The sequence below is a fragment of the Streptomyces sp. NPDC001858 genome (assembly GCF_053594615.1).
On the sequence record NZ_JBSFEV010000004.1, the window covers coordinates 235,694 to 253,769 of the forward strand.

At 72.8% G+C, this 18,076-nt stretch carries 11 protein-coding genes; 7 read left to right on the plus strand and 4 right to left on the minus strand.

Going from position 1 to position 18,076, the window contains the following annotated elements; all coding sequences use genetic code 11:
* Positions 1-122: 122 nt before the first annotated feature.
* Positions 123-2,510: a D-alanyl-D-alanine carboxypeptidase gene (locus ACWCPF_RS07770; protein WP_451044069.1), complete on the minus strand. Its 2,388-nt coding sequence runs from the start codon at positions 2,508-2,510 to the stop codon at positions 123-125.
* A 239-nt stretch (positions 2,511-2,749) separates the two neighbouring features.
* Between ACWCPF_RS07770 and ACWCPF_RS07775 the strand changes: the two genes are divergently transcribed.
* The 3 genes from ACWCPF_RS07775 (at position 2,750) to ACWCPF_RS07785 (ending at position 5,024) form a co-directional block, all read left to right on the plus strand.
* Positions 2,750-3,511, plus strand: coding sequence for a GOLPH3/VPS74 family protein (locus ACWCPF_RS07775; RefSeq protein WP_451044070.1), 762 nt, complete (start codon positions 2,750-2,752; stop codon positions 3,509-3,511).
* 288 nt (positions 3,512-3,799) lie between these two features.
* Positions 3,800-4,657, plus strand: coding sequence for a helix-turn-helix domain-containing protein (locus tag ACWCPF_RS07780; protein ID WP_451044071.1), 858 nt, complete (start codon positions 3,800-3,802; stop codon positions 4,655-4,657).
* Between the two features lie 178 nt (positions 4,658-4,835).
* Positions 4,836-5,024, plus strand: a complete 189-nt coding sequence (locus ACWCPF_RS07785; RefSeq protein WP_351904908.1) for a DUF397 domain-containing protein — start codon at positions 4,836-4,838, stop codon at positions 5,022-5,024.
* Between the two features lie 130 nt (positions 5,025-5,154).
* Here ACWCPF_RS07785 and ACWCPF_RS07790 read toward each other — a convergent pair whose 3' ends face one another.
* Together ACWCPF_RS07790 and ACWCPF_RS07795 are read right to left on the minus strand one after the other, a co-directional pair.
* A complete protein-coding gene (locus ACWCPF_RS07790; protein WP_451044072.1) occupies positions 5,155-5,661 on the minus strand; it encodes a glutathione peroxidase in 507 nt (168 codons plus the stop codon).
* 10 nt (positions 5,662-5,671) lie between these two features.
* On the minus strand, positions 5,672-6,721 hold the full coding sequence (locus ACWCPF_RS07795) for an ArsR family transcriptional regulator (RefSeq protein WP_451044232.1): 1,050 nt from the start codon (positions 6,719-6,721) through the stop codon (positions 5,672-5,674).
* 95 nt (positions 6,722-6,816) lie between these two features.
* Here ACWCPF_RS07795 and ACWCPF_RS07800 point away from each other — a divergent pair, with 95 nt between their 5' ends.
* Positions 6,817-8,001: an MFS transporter gene (locus ACWCPF_RS07800; protein WP_451044073.1), complete on the plus strand. Its 1,185-nt coding sequence runs from the start codon at positions 6,817-6,819 to the stop codon at positions 7,999-8,001.
* Between the two features lie 156 nt (positions 8,002-8,157).
* Here ACWCPF_RS07800 and ACWCPF_RS07805 read toward each other — a convergent pair whose 3' ends face one another.
* On the minus strand, positions 8,158-8,616 hold the full coding sequence (locus ACWCPF_RS07805) for a MarR family winged helix-turn-helix transcriptional regulator (protein ID WP_451044074.1): 459 nt from the start codon (positions 8,614-8,616) through the stop codon (positions 8,158-8,160).
* Positions 8,617-8,812: 196 nt separating this feature from the next.
* On the opposite strand from ACWCPF_RS07805, the gene ACWCPF_RS07810 reads away from it, so the two are divergent.
* Genes ACWCPF_RS07810 through ACWCPF_RS07820 form a run of 3 tightly spaced genes read left to right on the plus strand, consistent with a single transcriptional unit; the run spans position 8,813 to position 18,064 of the window.
* Positions 8,813-9,592 (plus strand): hypothetical protein, encoded by a 780-nt coding sequence (locus ACWCPF_RS07810; RefSeq protein ID WP_451044075.1) that lies wholly within the window; start codon positions 8,813-8,815, stop codon positions 9,590-9,592.
* A complete protein-coding gene (locus tag ACWCPF_RS07815; protein WP_451044076.1) occupies positions 9,585-12,893 on the plus strand; it encodes a hypothetical protein in 3,309 nt (1,102 codons plus the stop codon). Before ACWCPF_RS07810 ends, ACWCPF_RS07815 begins: the two co-directional genes overlap by 8 nt.
* Before the next feature lie 5 nt (positions 12,894-12,898).
* Positions 12,899-18,064 carry a hypothetical protein gene (locus ACWCPF_RS07820; RefSeq protein WP_451044077.1) on the plus strand — a complete coding sequence of 1,722 codons (5,166 nt, stop codon included), beginning with the start codon at positions 12,899-12,901 and terminating at the stop codon, positions 18,062-18,064.
* Positions 18,065-18,076: the final 12 nt, after the last annotated feature.

The window sequence follows — 18,076 nt, forward strand, 5'->3', positions numbered from 1 at the left end:
TCGCGTCCGCTTCACGGCTGCGCCCTTGCGACCGGCGACCTGTCCCGTTTCGCGACGCTAGCACGCACCCCGCCGGGCGGCTGCCCGACGGGGTGACGGAGGCTGCGGGCGAGGGCCGAGGGTCAGCCGATGCGTGTCAGCTTGTCCGTGAAGCCCGGCTCGACCAGGTCCGCCTGGAGGGCGACCGGCACCTTGACCGCACTGCTGGAGCCGTCCCCGACGGTGAGCGTGCCCACCTGCGTGCCGGCCTTCGCGGTGTGCGGAACCTCACCGGCGGTGAAGGACAGCTTCACCGTCAGCCCGGCCCAGCCGACCACCGGGACGTCCTTGGTGACGACGACCGGCGTGTGGTGGCCCATCTTGTCGTCCACATACCCGACGACGTCGCCCTTCTTCACGATCTTCGCCGAGGTGAGCGCTTCCTGGGCGGCGAGCAGCGCGGTCTTGCTGACCGTGTTGACCGTCTCCAGGATCTTCTGCTTGTGCTGGCCCAGGATCGCGCCGACGATCGTCACCGACCGCCCGTCGACCTCCTTGCGGGAGGCGAAGAGCAGGTTGCCGCCGGCCGCGGTGGTGCTGCCGGTCTTGATGCCGATCGCGCCGATCCGGTACGGCAGCTCGTTGTAGTTGTTCCAGTACTTGCCGGACGGGTCGGTCCAGCTGGCCGCGCTGGAGATCGAGACCAGGGCCGGGACCTGCACGAACGCCCGGCCCAGCTTCACCTGGTCCTCGGCCGTGGAGACGGTGGTCTCCTTCAGGCCCGAGGGGTCGGTGTACGTGGTGTTCGTCATCCCCAGTTCCTTGGCGGTGGCGTTCATCTTCTTCACGAACGCCGCCTCCGAGCCCGCGTCCCAGCGCGCGAGCAGCCGCGCGATGTTGTTGGCGGAGGGGATCAGGACGGCCGACAGGGCCTGCTTCTCGGTGAGCTTGTCGCCGGCCTTGACGGTGTTGAGCGTCGACTCGTCGCCGGTGACGTCGTAGCCGCCCTCCTTCTCCGCCGTCGCGTCGACCTCGATCTCCGGACCTTCCTCCCCGGCCTTCATCGGGTGGTCCTTGAGGATGATGTACGCGGTCATCGTCTTGGCGACCGAACCGATGGCCACGGGCGTCTGCTCGCCGAAGCTGCCCATCGTGCCGACGCCGTCGATGTCCATCCAGCCCTGCCCCTCACCGGGCCAGGGCAGCTGCGTCTTGCCGCCGTCGAAGGTGTACGCGTCCTTCGCGGTGAGCGTCAGCGCGGTCGCCGGCAGCGGTCGGACGGCCTGCGCGATCGCAAACACGACCAGCAGCAGGATGAGCAGCGGGGTCCAGATCTTGATCCGCCGGCCGAGCGTGCGCATCGGGGTCGGCGGGGGCGGCGGGGTGTTCGTCAGCTCGGCCAGCAGGTCCAGCGGCGGCTTCGGCGGCAGCGGCTGCTGCGTGGTCCGCTCGGGGCCGATCTGCGGGACGAGCGCGGTGACGTCCTGCTTCAGCGGGCGGGGCTCGTCGAGCGGCTTGAGCGCGACGAACCGACTGGCCCGCTCGGCGGGAGCCGCCTCGGCCTTGGGTTCGGCCTTGGGGACGGCCTTGGGCTCGGTTTTGGGCGCAGCTTCGGCTTCGGCCTTGGCCTTGGCTTCGGCCTTGGGTTCGGCCTTGGGTTCGTCCTTGGTCGGCTCGGGCTTGGGCTTGGCCGCGTCGCCCAGCTTCAGCATGGTGGTCGGCTGGTCGACGGCGGGCTTGGGCCGGGGGGCCTTGAAGACGGCGGTGGGCTGGTCGACGGGGGAGTCGTCCGGGGCCTCGGTCTCGGCCTCGGTCTCGTCGGCGTCGGAGGCCCACTTCGGCGCGGGCTTGGAGACCGGCTTGGCCTCGGCCTCGGGAGCCGTGTCGTCGGCCGAGTCGTCGGCCGGATCGTCCTCGTCGGCTTCCTCGGCGACGCTCTCGGAACGTTCCTCCACGTCGGTCTCGGCCTCGGCGTCGACATCGGTGTCGGCATCGCCGTCCGTGTCCTCGGCCTCGTCGTCGGCGGAGTCGTCCTCGTCGGCGGAGCTCTTCTCGTCCGCCGAGACGACCCACTGGGCCACGACCGCCCGCAGACGCTCGTCACCGTCCCCGGCGTCCCCGGAGGCGCCCTCGGCGCTCTCAGGGCCGTCCTCGGGCTCCGCAGCGGCCTCTGTGGGCTCCTCGGCGCCCTCCCCGTCCTTGTCGTCCTCGTCGGCCTCGGCTGCCGGAGCGCTCGCCTCGGTCTCGGCGTCCTCGGCTTCCGCTTCCGCCCCCGTGGGCTCCTCGGCGCGCTCGCCGTCCTCGTCGTCCTCCGTCTTCAGGTCCCGTACCGAGAACACTCGCGTCGCCGTGTCCACGCCGCCGCGCGACGCGGACGACTCGGCCTCCCGCGCCACCGCGATCCGCGGGTCGCGGACCGCGCCGCCGGAATCGCGAGACCCGCGTGCTTCGGGAACCGTGCCCGCGCTCCCCGACGTCGGTTCTGTCGACGACTCGCGCTGCTTCGACCTGTCGGGGGACTCGCCCGCCACCGATGCCTCCTCCTTGTGCCGCGCGCCCACCGCGCGCGCCTGCCGAACCGTGAACCCGCCCCGCTCCGGACCGCCTTGCAGGTGTCCGAACCATGTACCAGTGTCCTGTGTAGTGAGCTTGGCTCCTGCGGTAGACGAGAACGACATACCTACTGGTTCCACTACAAACAGGTCACGCACCCTCGACAGACCAATGTGAGAGGGGTCACCCTGTCATTCATCCACGCGGGGAGGCATGGATGGGCAGGAGCCGCAGAACACTTCCGGAAGAGCTTTTGCTGCTGGCGTTGGACCCGACCACGGGTACCACCGCACAGCCGCAATCGCTCGACCTCGGTCTGGCCGGAGCGCAGCTAGTGGAGCTCGCGCTGGCCGGACGGATAGCCCCTGACGGGGATCGTATCGCCGTGGTGGCACCACGGCCGACTGGAGATCCGACACTGGACTGCGCGTTGGAGTTGCTGCGAAGGCGTGGCGCTCCGGTACGGGCCGTCCACTGGATCGGCGGGCCGCGCCTTGGGCTGCGCCAGACCTACCTCTCGCATCTGGAGCGGTGCGGCATGGTGCATGCCGTGGCGGGCCAGATGTGCGGAGTCTTGCCGACGACGCGCTATCAGGCGACGGACAACGAGATCAGCCGGGAGATCAGGGCCCGGCTGGACTCCGCGATCCGCACCGGCGTACCGCCGGACCCGCGGACCGCCGCGCTCGCCGCACTGGCGCACGCGGTCGGCCTCGGCAAGCACCTGTATCCGGGGAACGAGGGACGCTCGTCCCGCTCCCGGCTGCGGGACCTGATCAGGCACGACCCGATGGGCGGCCTCGTGGCGCACGCCGTGATGGACGTCCAGAACGGTGCGGCCGCACAGCCGCGCCGCAACCAGGCGGCACCCCCCGGCCGGCAGGCCGGACCGGGAGTCGCCAGGCCCGCACCGGAGCCGGCCCGTGGCGTTCCGGCGCAGCCGCGCCGCGGTCCCATGGCGCGTGTCGTGGCTCACTGAGCCGCAGTCCCACGACACCGCGCACACAGGACCGCGACAACCAGAGGGACAACGCACCACCGTACGACCGCAAGACCCGTTCGGGAGCCGCCGCGGCCCGCGCGGGGTGAGGGGACGTCACCGACCCCTCACCCCGCGCGGACGCATGTCGGGGGAGCGACCCGAACTGGCGTGTACCAGCCGCATATCCACCGTTTTCCAGCGGTAGAAAGCACCTTGGTGGCAGTCTGCTGAACAGCAGATACGCAAAGTGTCAGTTACAGGCACGCAGCCGGAGGTGCACGTCCCGTGGCGTCCAATGTCAATCCCACTGTCAGGCGACGCCGGCTGGGCCAGGAGCTGCGTCGGCTCCGCGAGCTCAAGGGCATGACGGCCGAAGAGGTCGCCGAGCGCCTGCTGGTGTCGCAGTCGAAGATCAGCCGGCTGGAGAACGGCCGGCGCAGCATCAGTCAGCGGGACGTCCGCGACCTGTGCGGGGTGTACGAGGTCGAGGACCAGCGGATGGTCGACTCGCTGATGGAGATGGCCAAGGACTCCCGCCAGCAGGGCTGGTGGCATGCCTTCGGCGATGTCCCGTACAGCGTCTACATCGGTCTGGAGACGGACGCGGCGAGCCTGCGCGTGTACGACCCGCAGGTCGTGCCCGGGCTGCTGCAGACCCGGCAGTACGCGGAGGCGCTGATCTCGGGCGCGCTGCCGGAGACCGCGCACACGGAGATCGAGAAGCGCGTGCAGGTGCGCATGCGTCGGCAGGAACGTGTCTCCTCCGGTGAGAACCCGCTCAGGTTGTGGAGCGTCATGGACGAATCCGCGCTCCGGAGAGTGGTCGGCAGCCCTGAGTTGATGCGGGAGCAGCTGGAACACCTCGTCGAACAGTCCCAGTTGCCGCATGTCACCGTGCAGGTGATCCCGTTCCACATGGGCGCGCATCCCGGTCTGAACGGCCAGTACGCGATCCTCGAGTTCCCGGACACGGCCGACTCCAGCGTCGTCTACATCGAGGGCGTCACCAGCGACCTCTACCTGGAGAAACCGAACGACGTGCAGAAGTACAGCGTGATGTACGAGCATCTGCGCGCGCAGGCGCTGAACGTGGATCAGTCGCGCCAGTTCATCGCCGACATCGCCAAGGGGTATGTCCCATGAGCGGGAAGTGCCGCATGATAACGCTCACGCCGCCAGGATGGAAGTTTCCAATGGAATATGTCATCCGGTCGAGTGAATAGTCGCTTCGTCAGTCGATGTTGGCGAGTAGCGTCGATCACGCCATCGAGCAACAAGGTTGGCGCGAACCGCAACTCAACAACTGCACTCCGGAGCAAAAATGGCAATTCGTCAGGGCAGCGCGCACACGTGGACCAAGTCCTCGTACTCCACGGGCAACGGTGCGTGCGTCGAGGTCAAGTCGCCGGTACAGGCGCTGGTCGTCCGGGACTCCAAGGTTCTGGACGGTCCGACGCTCGTCTTCCCCGCCGACGCGTGGAGCGACTTCGTGGCATCGGTCAAGTCGTAAGGGTCGGTCACCGCGACAACTGCATAAGAACCAACCACGGGCCCTCTCGTCCAGATCGCCGTCCTAGCCGAGAGGGCCCGGTGCTGTCTCCGCCGCCTCGAAAGGCGGCGATGGTCCAAGGCGGCGCTGATCAGCCCGCGAGCTGCGCCTCGATCGCGGCGACGAGCTCGGCGGCCTCGGGCTCGGTCTGCGGGGAGAAGCGGGCGACGACGGAGCCGTCCCGGCCGATCAGGAACTTCTCGAAGTTCCAGCGGATGTCGCCCTCGTGGCCCTCGCTGTCCGCGAACCCGACGAGCCGCTCGTACAGCGGGTGCCGCTCGTCGCCGTTGACCTCGATCTTCTCGGTCAGCGGGAAGGACACCCCGTAGGTGGCCGAGCAGAACTCGGCGATCTCCTCGGCGGTGCCGGGCTCCTGCCCGAGGAACTGGTTGCAGGGCACGCCGAGCACGGTGAAGCCCTGGGCGGCGTACTGCGCCTGGAGCTTCTCCAGGCCGGTGTACTGCGGGGTCAGGCCGCACTTGGAGGCCACGTTCACCACCAGCACGGCCCGGCCCGCGTACTGCGAGAGCTGCGCGGAGCCGCCCGTGAGAGCGCCGATCTGAACATCGAGGGGAGAGGAACCGGCATCAGTAGTCATAGCTCGGATGCTAGCCCCGCAAGGTGACCACGGCCCTTTCGGGGGCATTCTCCGGTTCCGGCTCCGGCGGTGCGGCGGCCGCTGTCAGGACCTCGCCCGCGGGTGTGCGGGAGTACAGCACCGAGCGGCCCGCGCGGTGGCGCTGTACGAGGCCCGCGTCGCGCAGGACCCGCAGGTGGCGGCCGATCGAACCGAGCGGCTGGTGGGTCAGTGCCACCAGCTGGGTGGTGCTCAGCGGGGTGGCCAGGAGCACCAGGACGGTCGCCCGGGACCGGCCCAGCAGGGCGGCCAGGGCCGCCAGCGCGGTCGCCGGTGCGGCGTGCGCGCGGTCGGGCTCGGCCAGCGCTCCCGTGCAGGGGTAGACGACCGCGTAGCGGCCCGGTCCCTCGCCCGGCTTCGGGTCCTCCCAGGACACCCAGCCCGTACTCGGGGTCACCGGGACGAACACCAGCTCCGCGCCGGAGATCTCGCGGGGCGGATACTCGTGCAGATTGACCTGGAAGCGGCTCTCGCCGAGCCAGCGCGTCCCCGGCCGCAGCGAGTCCAGGACGGCGGCCCAGCCGCCCTGGCTGACCTGCGCGGTCCGCGCGACGACATCGGCCTCCAGGACGCGCCGCCGCCGCTCCCAGTACGGCCGTACGCCCGCCTCCCACACGAACTCCAGCAGCTCGGCCGCCCGCTCGGGCAGGTCGTCGCGGTCCAGGGCGGCGGGGAGCGGGCCGGCCAGCGACATCCGCAGATGCGCGCGGGCGTCCGCCGGACGGGCCGCCCGCACCCGGGCCACGCCCTCCTCGATGCTCTCGCCGTCCCGTGGCGTCGGCGTGAGGAAGTCGGCGAGCCAGCTCCGCCCCAGCCCCGCCCGCACCAGCAGCGCGGTCACCGGGTCGGCGGCGAGCCGGGCGCGGTAGGCGGGCAGGTGGGCGTGCAGCCACTCCTGCTCGCCGGGGTGCGCGCCCACGCGCGCGTGCAGCAGCTTCAGGCTCGCGAAGGTCTCGGCGAGCGGCGACAGCACGAACCGGCTGCGGGCCAGCGTGTCCGCGTTCAGCTGCCACCAGCCCACGACGACGCCCCCTCCCCGCACCTGCGACACCCACGACGTTTCGCGTGACCGCGAAACAATAACCACCGCTCCCCGGCCCGTCCCAGACTCCCCGCATGACCGGCCACACCTACCGTCAGCTCTTCCGCGTCCCGGAATTCACGCCCCTCTTCCTCTCCGCCGCCGCCCACACCGCCGCCCAGACGGTCAGCGGACTCGCCCTCGGCACGCTCGTCTTCCGGGCCACCGACTCCCCGCTGCTGTCGGCGGTGAGCATGTTCGGCCCGTCGCTCGCGCAGGTGCTGGGCGCGACCGTCTTCCTCTCGGGCGCGGACCGGCTGCCGCCGAGGTCGGCGCTGACCGGCCTCTCCCTCGCCTTCGCCGCCGCGACGGCCGTCATGGCGCTGCCCGGACTGCCGGTGTGGGGCGTCTTCGCCGTCGTGCTCGTCCAGGGGCTCGTCGCCTCGCTCGGCGGCGGCGTCCGCTGGGGCCTGCTGAACGAGATCCTCACCAAGGACGGCTATCTTCCGGGGCGTTCGCTCTTCAACATGATGAGCGGGCTCATGCAGATCACCGGATACGCCGTCGGCGGGGCCCTGGTGACCGTCCTGTCCCCGCGGCCCGTCCTCCTGCTCGCCGCGCTGCTCTACGCCATCGCCGCCGTCGTCGCCCGCCTCGGACTGACCGTCCGCCCGCCGCGCGTCCTCGGCCGGCCCTCGGCCGCGCTGACCCGGCGCACCAACGCCGTCCTGTGGGCCTCCCGGCCCCGCCGCCTCACCTACCTGGGCCTGTGGCTCCCCAACGGCCTCGTCGTCGGCTGCGAGGCGCTCTTCGTGTCGTACGAGCCCGAGGCGGCGGGCACGCTGTTCGCGTGCGCGGCGCTCGGCATGCTGGCCGGGGACGTGCTCGTGGGCCGCCTCCTGCCGCCCGGCCTGCGCGCCCGCCTGGCCACCCCGCTCCTGCTGCTCCTGGCCGCCCCCTACACCCTGTTCGCCCTGCACCCCGCACTGCCGCTCGCCGCGGTCTGCGCCGCCCTCGCCTCCGTCGGCTTCGGCGCGAGCCTGGTCCAGCAGGAGCGGCTGATGGCCCTCACGCCCGCCGAACTCAGCGGCCACGCCCTGGGGTTGCACTCGGCCGGGATGCTGACCCTGCAGGGCGTGAGCGCGGCCGTCGCGGGCGCGGTGGCCCAACTCACCTCACCCGCCACGGCGATGACGGCCATGGCACTGACGTCGATCGCGGTCACCCTGGCATTGAAACTTGCCGCACGAACCACGGTGGTCAGCGCTGCCAACACCTGAACCGCCCTAAACGGGGCGGGCGAAGTCGGCTGCGGTGCGGCAGCGCCCTGAAGGGGCGCGGGGCGCTGACATTTGCGGCTCCGCCGCGCGGGCGCGACCAGCCACGATGGCGCCGCAGCGGAACGGCGACACAGCGCGGCACCTCCAGCGGAGCGCCTAGTCCTCGGGGTCGGTGAAGACCTCCGGCACCTTGTTGTCGACGACCACGCGCGCGAGGAGCGCGGCCAGGCGGTCGCGCTCGTTCGTGTGCAGCGCCGACGGCAGCTTCTCCAGGCGACGGCACGTCTCGTCGCAGAACCGGTGCGCGAGCCGGTCGCCGTCCTCGGTGAGCCCGACGCGCACGGCCCGTCCGTCCCGCGGATCGGGCTCGCGGCGGACCAGCCCGCGCTGGACCGTGCGGTCCACGAGCCCGGTCAGGCTGGACTTGGCGAGTCCGAGCATCTCGCCGAGCTCGCTCATGCCGTACGGCTGCGGCATCAGCGCGCACAGCAGCTGCCCCTGCTGCGGAGTGATGCCGTAGGCGCGGCTCGACTCGGCGTAGACGGCGTTCACAAGGAACGTCGACCGCACCAACGCGGTGGCGACGCCCATCTGTTCACCTGCGGATTTCCCCATGAGGGTGAAGGGTATCGGGGCCGTTCGAACGGCTTCAGGAGACCCCTTCCCATGAATTGGCCGACCGTGCGCGAGGGCAGCGCCGACGCGGCCTTTCTTGCCATAATCGAGGCCGGGACGAACCGGGGGTGGTGGTTTCATGGCGGACGTTGTCGTCGTACATGGCATTTTCGCCGAGAGGTCGAGTCGTGAGGAGATGCACGACACCTGGCTGGCGGCACTGCGCGAGGGATTGCGGAATGTGCGATTCCGCGACGTCGACGGTCTCACGGTCGAATGCGTTTTCTACGGGTACCTCTACAACGACGGAAAAGCGGGACCCGCCTGGCAGTACGAGATCGGCGACCTCGCGCCGGGACTCGAACAGGAGCTGTTGATCTCCTTCGCCGAAAGCGTGGAAAGCGCCGAGGACCCGGCGCAGGACGAGGCGGGCAAGGCCGCTTACGCCCCGCGCAGTGTCCAGTGGGCCATCGACAAGCTGCAGAAACGCAAGATTCTCGGCGGCGCGAACGCGACGATTCTCGGGTTCGTCAAGCAGGTGGCCCGTTATCTGCGCGACCCGGATTTCAAGAAGAAGGTGCACGCCGAGTTCAGCGCCGCGATGGAGACCGGGCCGCGGCTCGTCATCGCCCACTCGCTGGGCAGCGTCGTGGCCTACGACTGGCTGCGCGCCAACTCGCCGACCTCCGCGACGACCCTCATCACCCTCGGCTCACCGCTGGGGCTGCGGCCGGTCCTGCGTGAGCTGCACCCGTATCTCGACTCCTGCCAGGCCCCCTGGCCGGTCGGCATCGACACCTGGGTGAACGTCGCCGCGAAGGAGGACGCTGTCGCCACCGTGAAGCAGCTGGACGGACTGTTCGCCGGGAAGATCCACGACCTTTCCGCCGCCAACTCCCGCCGCACCGCGCACGACGCCCTCGTGTACCTGAAGAACGTCCGGACGTCCGAGTCGGTGAAGGTGGCTCTTGGCTGAGGGCTCCGGGCGGACGGGCCGGACCGGGCGGACGGGCCGGACGGGGTACTTCTGCATATCGGGCCGGCCCGAGTACGGCGGGGCCTTCCTGGATCTGAAGCTGTTGCCGAAGGAGGTACAGGCCGTCCGCAAGAGGCTCGCCGCCCTCGGGCTGACCGAGCTGTTCGCCGACGAGAGCGACAGGGGCGGCGGGGGCGGCGAAGGCGGCGCGCTCTCCCACGCGGGGCTCTGCGACGCCCTGTTCGACTGGAGCAAGCCCACGGCCGAGGACCTCGACGAGGACCCGGGCGAGCGCGAGCGGACGGCGACGCTCGTCGTCTACGCCACCGGCCACGGCGACCAGCGGGAGAACGAGTGGGTGCTCGTGCCGCCCGCGCCCGACGACCCCCTGAACCCGCGCGCCGCCGTCCGGCCCGCCGACCTGATCGCCGCCTTGAAGGAGCGGACCGACCTCGCCCAGGTCCTGCTGATCCTGGACGCCTGCGGGGCCGGACCCGGCGGCGAGCAGGCCCTGCTGGACACCCTGGAGAAGGCCCGGTACCGGCCCCTCGACGGCCAGTTCGACCTGTGGGTCGTGGCCGCCGCCCGACGGGCCGAGACGGCCGGCCAGACCGTGTTCTCCGACGCGTTCACCGCCGCGCTGCGCGACACCGCCGTCCCGTCCTTCGACCAGCCGCACCTGGATCTGGCGAAGGTCATGGAATCCGTCCAGAAAGCCCTGAAACCCACCTCGCAGAAGGCGCGGACCGTCGCCGGCCACGAGGACCCGCACTGCCGGGCCCTGCCCAACCCGCTGTTCATGCCCGCCGAACCGCCGGACGGGCTCCCGGCCAGGTGGAGCGGGAGCTCCCGTGGGGTGCACAACCAGGAGGCCCCCGGCTGGTACTTCACCGGCCGTGAGGCCGCGCTGCGCACCGTCCTCGACCATCTGTCCGGCGCCGGAACCGCTCCGCCGCTGTGGCTGACCGGCTCGCACGGCAGCGGCAAGACCGCGGTCCTCGGCCGGATCGCCACCACCGCGACCGCGGACCTGCGGGCCGGGCTCCCGGTGGTGGCCCGGCAGGGCGTCCTGCCGGTCGGCGACCTCGCCCTGGCGCCGGTCGACGCGCACGGCCGCACCGCCGACCGGCTGGCCGCCGAGATCGCCCGCCACCTGAAGCTCACCGCCGCCGAGAACGTCGCCGACCTGCTGGCCGAACTCGGCAGGGGAAGCGAGGGGAGCGGTGGAAGCAGGGGGAACGGCGGTACCGTCCGGGGCGTCATCGTCGATCACGTCGACGAGGCGGACGCGCCCGACGCCGTACTGGCCGAGCTGGTCGGGCCGTTGGCCGCGCTGCCGGACGTCCGGGTGGTGCTCGGCGCGGCGCGTCCGCTGCCCGGGCACCCCGTCGGGCTCACCGTCGACCTCGACGAACCGGCGCATCACGGCCCCGCCGCCGTCGGCGCGTACCTGCGGACCCGGCTCGCCTACGGCGCTCCGGGCGCTCCCGGCGGCCCCGGCGGACCCGGCTCGCCGGAGGCCGTCACGGCCCTGGAGCGGAGCTGCGGCGGCTGCTTCGCGGCGGCGGTCGCGGCGGCGGACGTCCTGGCCGTGGACCGCGTGGACCCCCTCGACCGGGCCTGCGAGGCCGCCGCCGAGCGGCTGGACCGCCTGCTGCGCCGGACGCTGGGCGAGTTCCTCCCCCAGCAGGTCGCGGACGCGGCGGTCGACGTCCTCACCGCGCTCTGCTCCTTCCACGACGACCTCTTCCTCGACCTGCCGACCTGGGCCGCCGTCACCGCGCGCCGCGCCCGGACCCCGGTGGCCGTCGTGGAGCTGGAGGCCTGCCTCGTCGCCTGCCGGACCTTCCTGGAGCGGCAAGGCGCCACCGTCCGCGCACCCGGGAAGCCCCCGCGGGCCGTGCGGGCCGTGCTGCGGCAACTGCTCGACGAGATCGGCCCCGACGCCGTCGGCTTCGCCGGCTGGGAGCGCGTCGCGCCCCACCTGCTCGACATCCTCGCGGCGGCCGCGGCCGCGGCCGATTCCGTGGGCGAGGTCGGCCGCCTCCTGGACGACCCCGGCTTCCTGCTCGCGTTGCCGCGGCCCACCATGACCCGGACGGTCAAGGCCCTGCGCGGCCCGGACCAGGCCGCGCGGGCCGCCGTGTGGAACGCCCAGCCGCGGCAGGCCGAGCCGCACCAGCGCCGCTTCGCCCTCGCGCTCGCCGCCACCCGGCGCGGACTCACCGACCTCGCCCAGGCCGTGGGGCCCATCGCCGCGCCCTGCGGCTCGCTGGAGGTGCGCTGGGCGCGGCCGGGCGTGCGCGAACGGCACACCGCCACGCGCGTGTGCGTCGCCGGGAGCCCCGGACCCGGCTCCGTCGTGACCGCGCACGACGACGGCACGCTGGTGTGGTGGGACGGCGGCAGCGGCGAGCCGGGGCCCTCACGGCAGGTCGCCGACAGCCGCATTGTCGGACTGCACGCCCTGGAGACCGCTGCCGGGGCCGACGCCCTCGTGGTCCTCGCCGACGGCTCGGTACTGCGCTGCGCCCCGGACGCCGACCGGGTGCCGGACCAGGTCCTGCGCACCGGGAAGGGCGAGCTGCCCGGCCCCTCCGCGGGCCATCCGGCAGGTCTCCTCGCCCTCGGCGACGGCCCGATCGTCGAGGTCCTGGCCGTCAGCGCCGTGAGCGCCGTAAGTGCCGTGGGCGGCGGCTTGGAGCAGGCGGGCCGGGCGGCGTTCCGGCAGAGGGTCGTCGCGATGGCCCTGGCGGGCCCGCCGGACGATCCGGTGCTGTGGGCGGCGACCCTCGACGGCGTGGTCCACCGCTGGTCCCCGGCCGCACCCGGCGCACCGCGCAGGGTCGCGCTGTGCCCGAACCCCGTGCGCCTCGCCGCCGCCGCGGACGGCGAGACGGCCGTGATCGTCGACGCGGACGGCAACTGCACGTTCGTCGGCGGCGCGGCCGCCCTCGCGGGCGCGGTCCCGGCCCTGCGCCGCAACCTGCGGGCCGTCGAGCTGACCGCCGACCGGTTCGTCGTCGCGGGCGGCGACGGGGCCGGGTACGGGTACGGCCAGGGGCGGGGGCCCGGCGGCGGCGGGAACTGGCTGGACACATACAGCGTCACCGACGGCAGCAGCGCCCGCTGGCCGCTCGACGGACTGCCCACGGCGATCCGCTCCCACGGCCCGGACGGCCTGGTCGTGGTGACGTCCCGCGCGCCCGCCCTGCTGCGCGCCCGCACCGACCCGAAGCCCCGCGTCCCGCACCACCGCGTCCCGCAACACCGCAGCTCGCCGTACGGCAGCAGGAGGTAACCCGGATGACAGCAACGCCGTTCTCTCCAGCCGCCGCTGTCCCCGACACCGCGTTCGTGCGCGACCGGCTGGTCGGTCTGCTGCTGTTGCTGCACCAGGCGGCCGCGCGGGACGTCCCCGAGGAGGAACTCGCCGCCGCCGTCGCCGGGTCGGACCTCGCGGACGGCTGGCTCGGCGAGTTGGTCGCCCGGCCGGACCGCGACGCCGTCCTGGCCACCCTCCCCGCCTGGCTGACGCAGTCCGACGCGGGCGGCCTCACCGCCCTGGCCGAGGTGTGCTCCGGCGCGGGGACCGAGCCCACGGACTCCGCGGCCCGCCTGCGGATGCGGCGGCTGCTGCCCGCGCTCGGCACGGAAGTCCCGGACCAGCTGGCGGAGTTGTGGGCCGAGTGCCCCGTCGGGACCGAGGCCTCGGGGCACCGTCCGGCCGGGCCGGCGCACGCGGCCGTGATCGACACGACGGGCGGGCGGGTCGCGATCACCCTGGCCGACACGTCGGCGGCGGTCGGCGGACCCGGCTGGATCCGGCCGGTGGAGTGGGCCGACCGGTATCTAGGCGATGCGCGGGACGCCGTCGCCGCTCTGCTGTCAGGGTTCGGCGGAGGCGGACGCGGAGGCGGAGGCGGAGGCGGGGCGGCCGGTGTCGGTCGGCCGGCGCTCCCGGTCGCCGTCGCCGTCGCCGTCGCCTGCTCGTGGCCCGAGGACCCGGCCATCGGGCTCGGCTACGCCCTCGACCTCCTCGCCGAGGCCGCCGGACTGCCCCGGCCGGACCTCTTCGCCGTCGGCGTCCGCGCGGACGGGCAGACCTTCGCGCCGATGACGGACGCCGAGCTGACCGGACGCGTCGAGGCGCTCGCGCTGATCGGCGTCACCGAGGTCCTCGCCCCCACCGCGCGGGGCTGGGTCAAGGCCGGACCCGGCGGCAGCCGCCTACCGGTGCCCGGCGCGCTCGCCCTGGACGACGCCGCCGCCGCGGTCTGGGGCGAGCGGTGGACCGACTGGAAGCACGCCCGGCACCGCGAGGAACTGCTCCGCCTCGGCTGGGCGCCCCTGCCGCTGGAGCCCGCCCGCCCCGGCGAGGCCGTGCTGAAGCAGGTCGCCGGCCTCCGGGAGATCTTCCACGGCAAGGACAAGGAGAAGGAAAAGGAGAGGGACAAGGCGCAGGCGGGCGAGAAAGAGGGCGGGACGGGCGGGCGCAAGCAGACCGGGAGAGCGAGACGCGTGGCCGTCGTCGGCGGCACCCTGCGCAGCGGGAAGACCACGATCGCCCGCCTCCTCGCCGACGAACTGCGCCGACGCGGCTGGCAGGTGCAGGCGATCACCTCCACCCGGGGCGAACTGCCCGACCGCGACCCGCTGATCGAGGCCGCCCGCCGCGCGACCGACCTGATGGAACGCGACGAGAGCAAACCCTGTCTGCTGATCCTGGACGGGCTGCTCCCCCTCCAGGGCGGCAACAAGGCGGTGGACGAACTGCTGCCGCTGGTTTCGGAGGCCGTCCGCAGCAGCGTCCTCGCACTGCTGGAGTACAACGTCTCCGCGAACTTCGAGTGGAGCACGGAGAGCGTGGACGTCGTCCCGGCCGTCGTCGGCGGGCCGCACCTGGAGGACTTCGTCAAGGCCGTCGCCCTCGCGCGGCCGGGACGGCTCGACGCCGAGGCCGGGCTGGCGGAGGTCCGGCGCGGCGACGGCAGCCGCGACCTCGCACGCATCATCAGGGTCATGGGCGCCGACGGCGACGAGGACCCCGTGCTCGCCTGCTTCGGCGGTCTCGGACTCGCCCAGCAGGACGCGGTGGCCGACCTGGCGGCGGCCTCGCTGATCCACTCGGGCGTCCCCGAGGAGACCCTCGTCGACCTCACCGCGGAGCAGCGCGCGGCCCTCGGCGTGGCGGCCGCGGACGACCGGGGTCCGGCGCGGATCCCGAGCGCCGAGGACTGCACACGGATCCTGCAACGGGTCCTGCAGATCCGCGAGGAGATCGACGAGGGAGACGACCGCGACGAGCCCGCACGGGTGCCCCGCCCCGGCGAGGACCGGCTGCGCGACGAGGTCGTCGCCCGGCTGCGGCCCCGGTTCGAGGAGCTGATGCGGCACGACTCCCGCGAGGTCCTGCCGCGGCTGCTCGGAGCCCGGCTCTACCGCCCCCAGGTGGCCGCCGAACTCCTGCGCCGCACCCGCGACGGCGCGTTCGCCGACTGGATCGCCGGGGCGCGCGCCGCCGAACTGGCGCGCTGCCTCACCGCGCTCAGCAACTCGCTCAGCGAGGAGATCGCCGACGACGTCGTCCTGGAGTTCGTCAAGCGCCTGCGGGACGACCCGTCGGCCCTGCCGCTGCACGACCTGGTGACCGTGATCCGCGGCATCCGGCACGCCATGTCCACCGGCGGCCGCGCCCTGGACGGCGACAAGGGCGCGCGCGCCCTGGAGGACGTCAAGACCTGGCTGCGGGCCCAGGTGAACGCCGTCCTGACGGCCCGCGAGGGCACCGCGCAGCAGCGGCTGCACCTGCTGGAGCAGATCGAGTGGTTCCAGAACGCCGACCTCGACGAGATCGCCGTCAAGCGGGTCGCGGAGGTCGTCACCGGTCTGGACCCCACCCGCCCCGCCGACTACTTCCTCGTCCTGCGCGCCCTGCGTCTGCAACGGCGGCTGTGGCGGCGGGTGGCCGAGGACGCGGCCGTCCACTACGAGGACGCTCCCGGCTACCACCCCGTGGACCAGGAGCCCGGCCCGGAACAGCTGATCGCCTACACGCCGCGCGCCGAGGACGGCTTCGCGGTGATCCTCGCCGGGATGATGCTGCGCCGGCACGTCGACCGGACCGACCAGACCCAGTGGGTCACGATGATCGACGAGTACCAGGACCTCCTCCAGCCCGCCCTGGACCACAGCAGCCCCCGGGACGTCATCACCGCGCTGCACGAACTGCGCCGGACCTCCGGCATGCACCGCAACGAGATCTTCAAGAAGGCCGTCAACACCCACCGCGACAGGGGCCGTTACCTCGGCGCGCTGCGCGCTCTGCTGCGCCGCGCCACCCCGATGGAGACCGTCGAGTTCCTGCGGGTTGTCCAGGGCCTGCACGCCTGGTGCGCCTGTCTGCTGCTGGCGGCCCCGACCCCCGGCCTGGTGTGGACCGAGGACAACGACCCCGACGACGAGCTCGCCGCCCGCCTCGCCGACGCGACGAAGAACGACCCCAAGGCGGCGGGCATGCTGCTGTCCGTGACGCACGCGGTGGAGAACCCCTACCACCAGAGCGGCGAGAGCTTCGCCCAGCGCTTCGGCCGACGGCTCGGCGAGGCCGCCGTCGCCGACTGGCTGGCCAAGGACCCCCGACCGTCGGTGAAGTACTACCTGGTCAAGGGGTTGTGGGAGGCGCAGGTCCCGTACCGGGAGCAGTGCCTCGGCCTGATGGTCGAGATCGTCGCGCAGTCGCTCACCACCTCGCGCCGCGTCTGGGGCCCCCGGCTCGCCCTGTGGCTCGGCGCCGACCCGGAGTTCGGCCCCGCCTTCCTCGCGGACCTGCGCGGGCGGGTCGGCGTCGACGATCTGCTGGTCGGCATGAGCGTGTGGTCGCCGCCGGACGCCCAGGCCGAGTTCCACCGGCTGGCCCGCGCCCTCTACCCGGACGCCGCGCGCCGCTACGCCGAGACGTTCGACGTCGCCCGGCTGGCGCACAAGCTGGCCAGGAACCCGTCCGCCGTCGCCGTCGCCGAGACCTGCCGCGAGGTCGCCCGCACGATGCGCCAGGGCACCCGGGACGAGAACGCGCTCTCCGGGGCGGGCCTGCTGCAGAAGACCGGCAAGTTCATCGGGCGCCGGGACGTATGGACGGACCGGCTCGACTCCGTCCGCACGGGCGAGGAGTTCGCCCAGTTCCTGAGCATCCTCAGCGACATCGACCGCGGGTTCGTGCGCCGGCTCCTCGTCGAGTACGGCGAGCGCACGATGCGCACCGCCGTCCACGCGACGGAGGAACTGCGGCTGGTGTGGAAGGCCCGCTCCGCGATGTACCAGAACCCGCTCGCGGCCACCGGGATGCTCTCCCAGCTGGAGCAGGTCGCCGAGCTCGGTCGGGCCGTCCACACGGGCCTCTCGCACGACACCCACCTGATGAAGATCTTCACCGACGAGCTGCAGCTGCTGCAGAACCCGACCGAGCAGTACACCGCCGCCCTGCACCTCAGCCGGATCGGGATCGGACCCACCCACCCCCGCAACGCGGAGTGGATGCAGATGACCTACGAGCTGAAGCAGAGCATCGTGTCCACGCTCTCCAGCCCGCGCGCCATCCGGGACATCCTGCGCACCATGGCGCTCTGGAAACGCCATTGGGCGATCGAACTCGTCCCGAAGATAGAGCTCGACAAGCCCGCGCGCCGGCTGCGGCTGGGCCTGATCACCGACCTGGAACCGACCGTCGGCCTCGCCGCCCTCCTGACCAGCCTCGACTACCCGAACGAGGCGTCGCGCACCCTCGACATGCTGGCGGAGGTCGGCTGGGAGCGGGTGGTCGATCACGTGGACCTGCCGTCCGCGGTGCTGCTGCTGCGCCTGGTGGGCCGACTGCAGCCGCACCACGGGGGTGCGGTCGCCGCGGCCGTCAACGCCCGGATCGTCGCACTGCTGGCCCGCGCCATCGTCCTCGACGACCGGGCCATGTGGCGTGAGGTCGGCCATGCCTGCCAGGCCCTCGACGCGGCCGGCCACCCGCTGCGGGGCGCCGGTGAGCGGCCGGCCCGCGAACCCCTCGTCGCCGACTCCCCGGCCGTCGCCCGCGCCCTGCACTGGTTCCCGGCCACGCACTGGCGCGCTGCCTTCCAGAACACGGCCGTCGACCGCCTGGTCTCGCACCCGCCGCGCTCCTCGCCCGGCGACCTGGCCCTCGCCCTCGCGGGCGCCACCGCCGCCGGCCGTCTCGCCGACCTGCTCTCCGGCCTCGCCGGCCTCGACCCTCTCGCCGCCGCCGGCACCAGGGACCTCGCCGACCTGACCGAGTTCGCCGTCGGCCACCGCGACCTCGCCGCCGCCCTGCGCCCTTACCAGGCCGACTTCGAAGCCCACCTCCAGTCCCCGACGTCCGTGGGCTCCCTGGACGCCCGCCGCCTGCGCCGCAGCATCACCAGGCTCGCGGCGGGCACGTCGACGTTCGACGACGCGGGCTGACGGGCCGGCCGG

Coding starts and splice junctions, on each gene's coding strand:
- ACWCPF_RS07775 (WP_451044070.1), top strand. CDS start 2,750: ATGGGCAGGAGCCGCAGAACACTTCCGGAAGAGCTTTTGCTGCTGGCG.
- ACWCPF_RS07785 (WP_351904908.1), top strand. CDS start 4,836: ATGGCAATTCGTCAGGGCAGCGCGCACACGTGGACCAAGTCCTCGTAC.
- ACWCPF_RS07790 (WP_451044072.1), bottom strand. CDS start 5,661: ATGACTACTGATGCCGGTTCCTCTCCCCTCGATGTTCAGATCGGCGCT.
- ACWCPF_RS07800 (WP_451044073.1), top strand. CDS start 6,817: ATGACCGGCCACACCTACCGTCAGCTCTTCCGCGTCCCGGAATTCACG.
- ACWCPF_RS07805 (WP_451044074.1), bottom strand. CDS start 8,616: ATGGGGAAATCCGCAGGTGAACAGATGGGCGTCGCCACCGCGTTGGTG.
- ACWCPF_RS07810 (WP_451044075.1), top strand. CDS start 8,813: ATGCACGACACCTGGCTGGCGGCACTGCGCGAGGGATTGCGGAATGTG.
- ACWCPF_RS07820 (WP_451044077.1), top strand. CDS start 12,899: ATGACAGCAACGCCGTTCTCTCCAGCCGCCGCTGTCCCCGACACCGCG.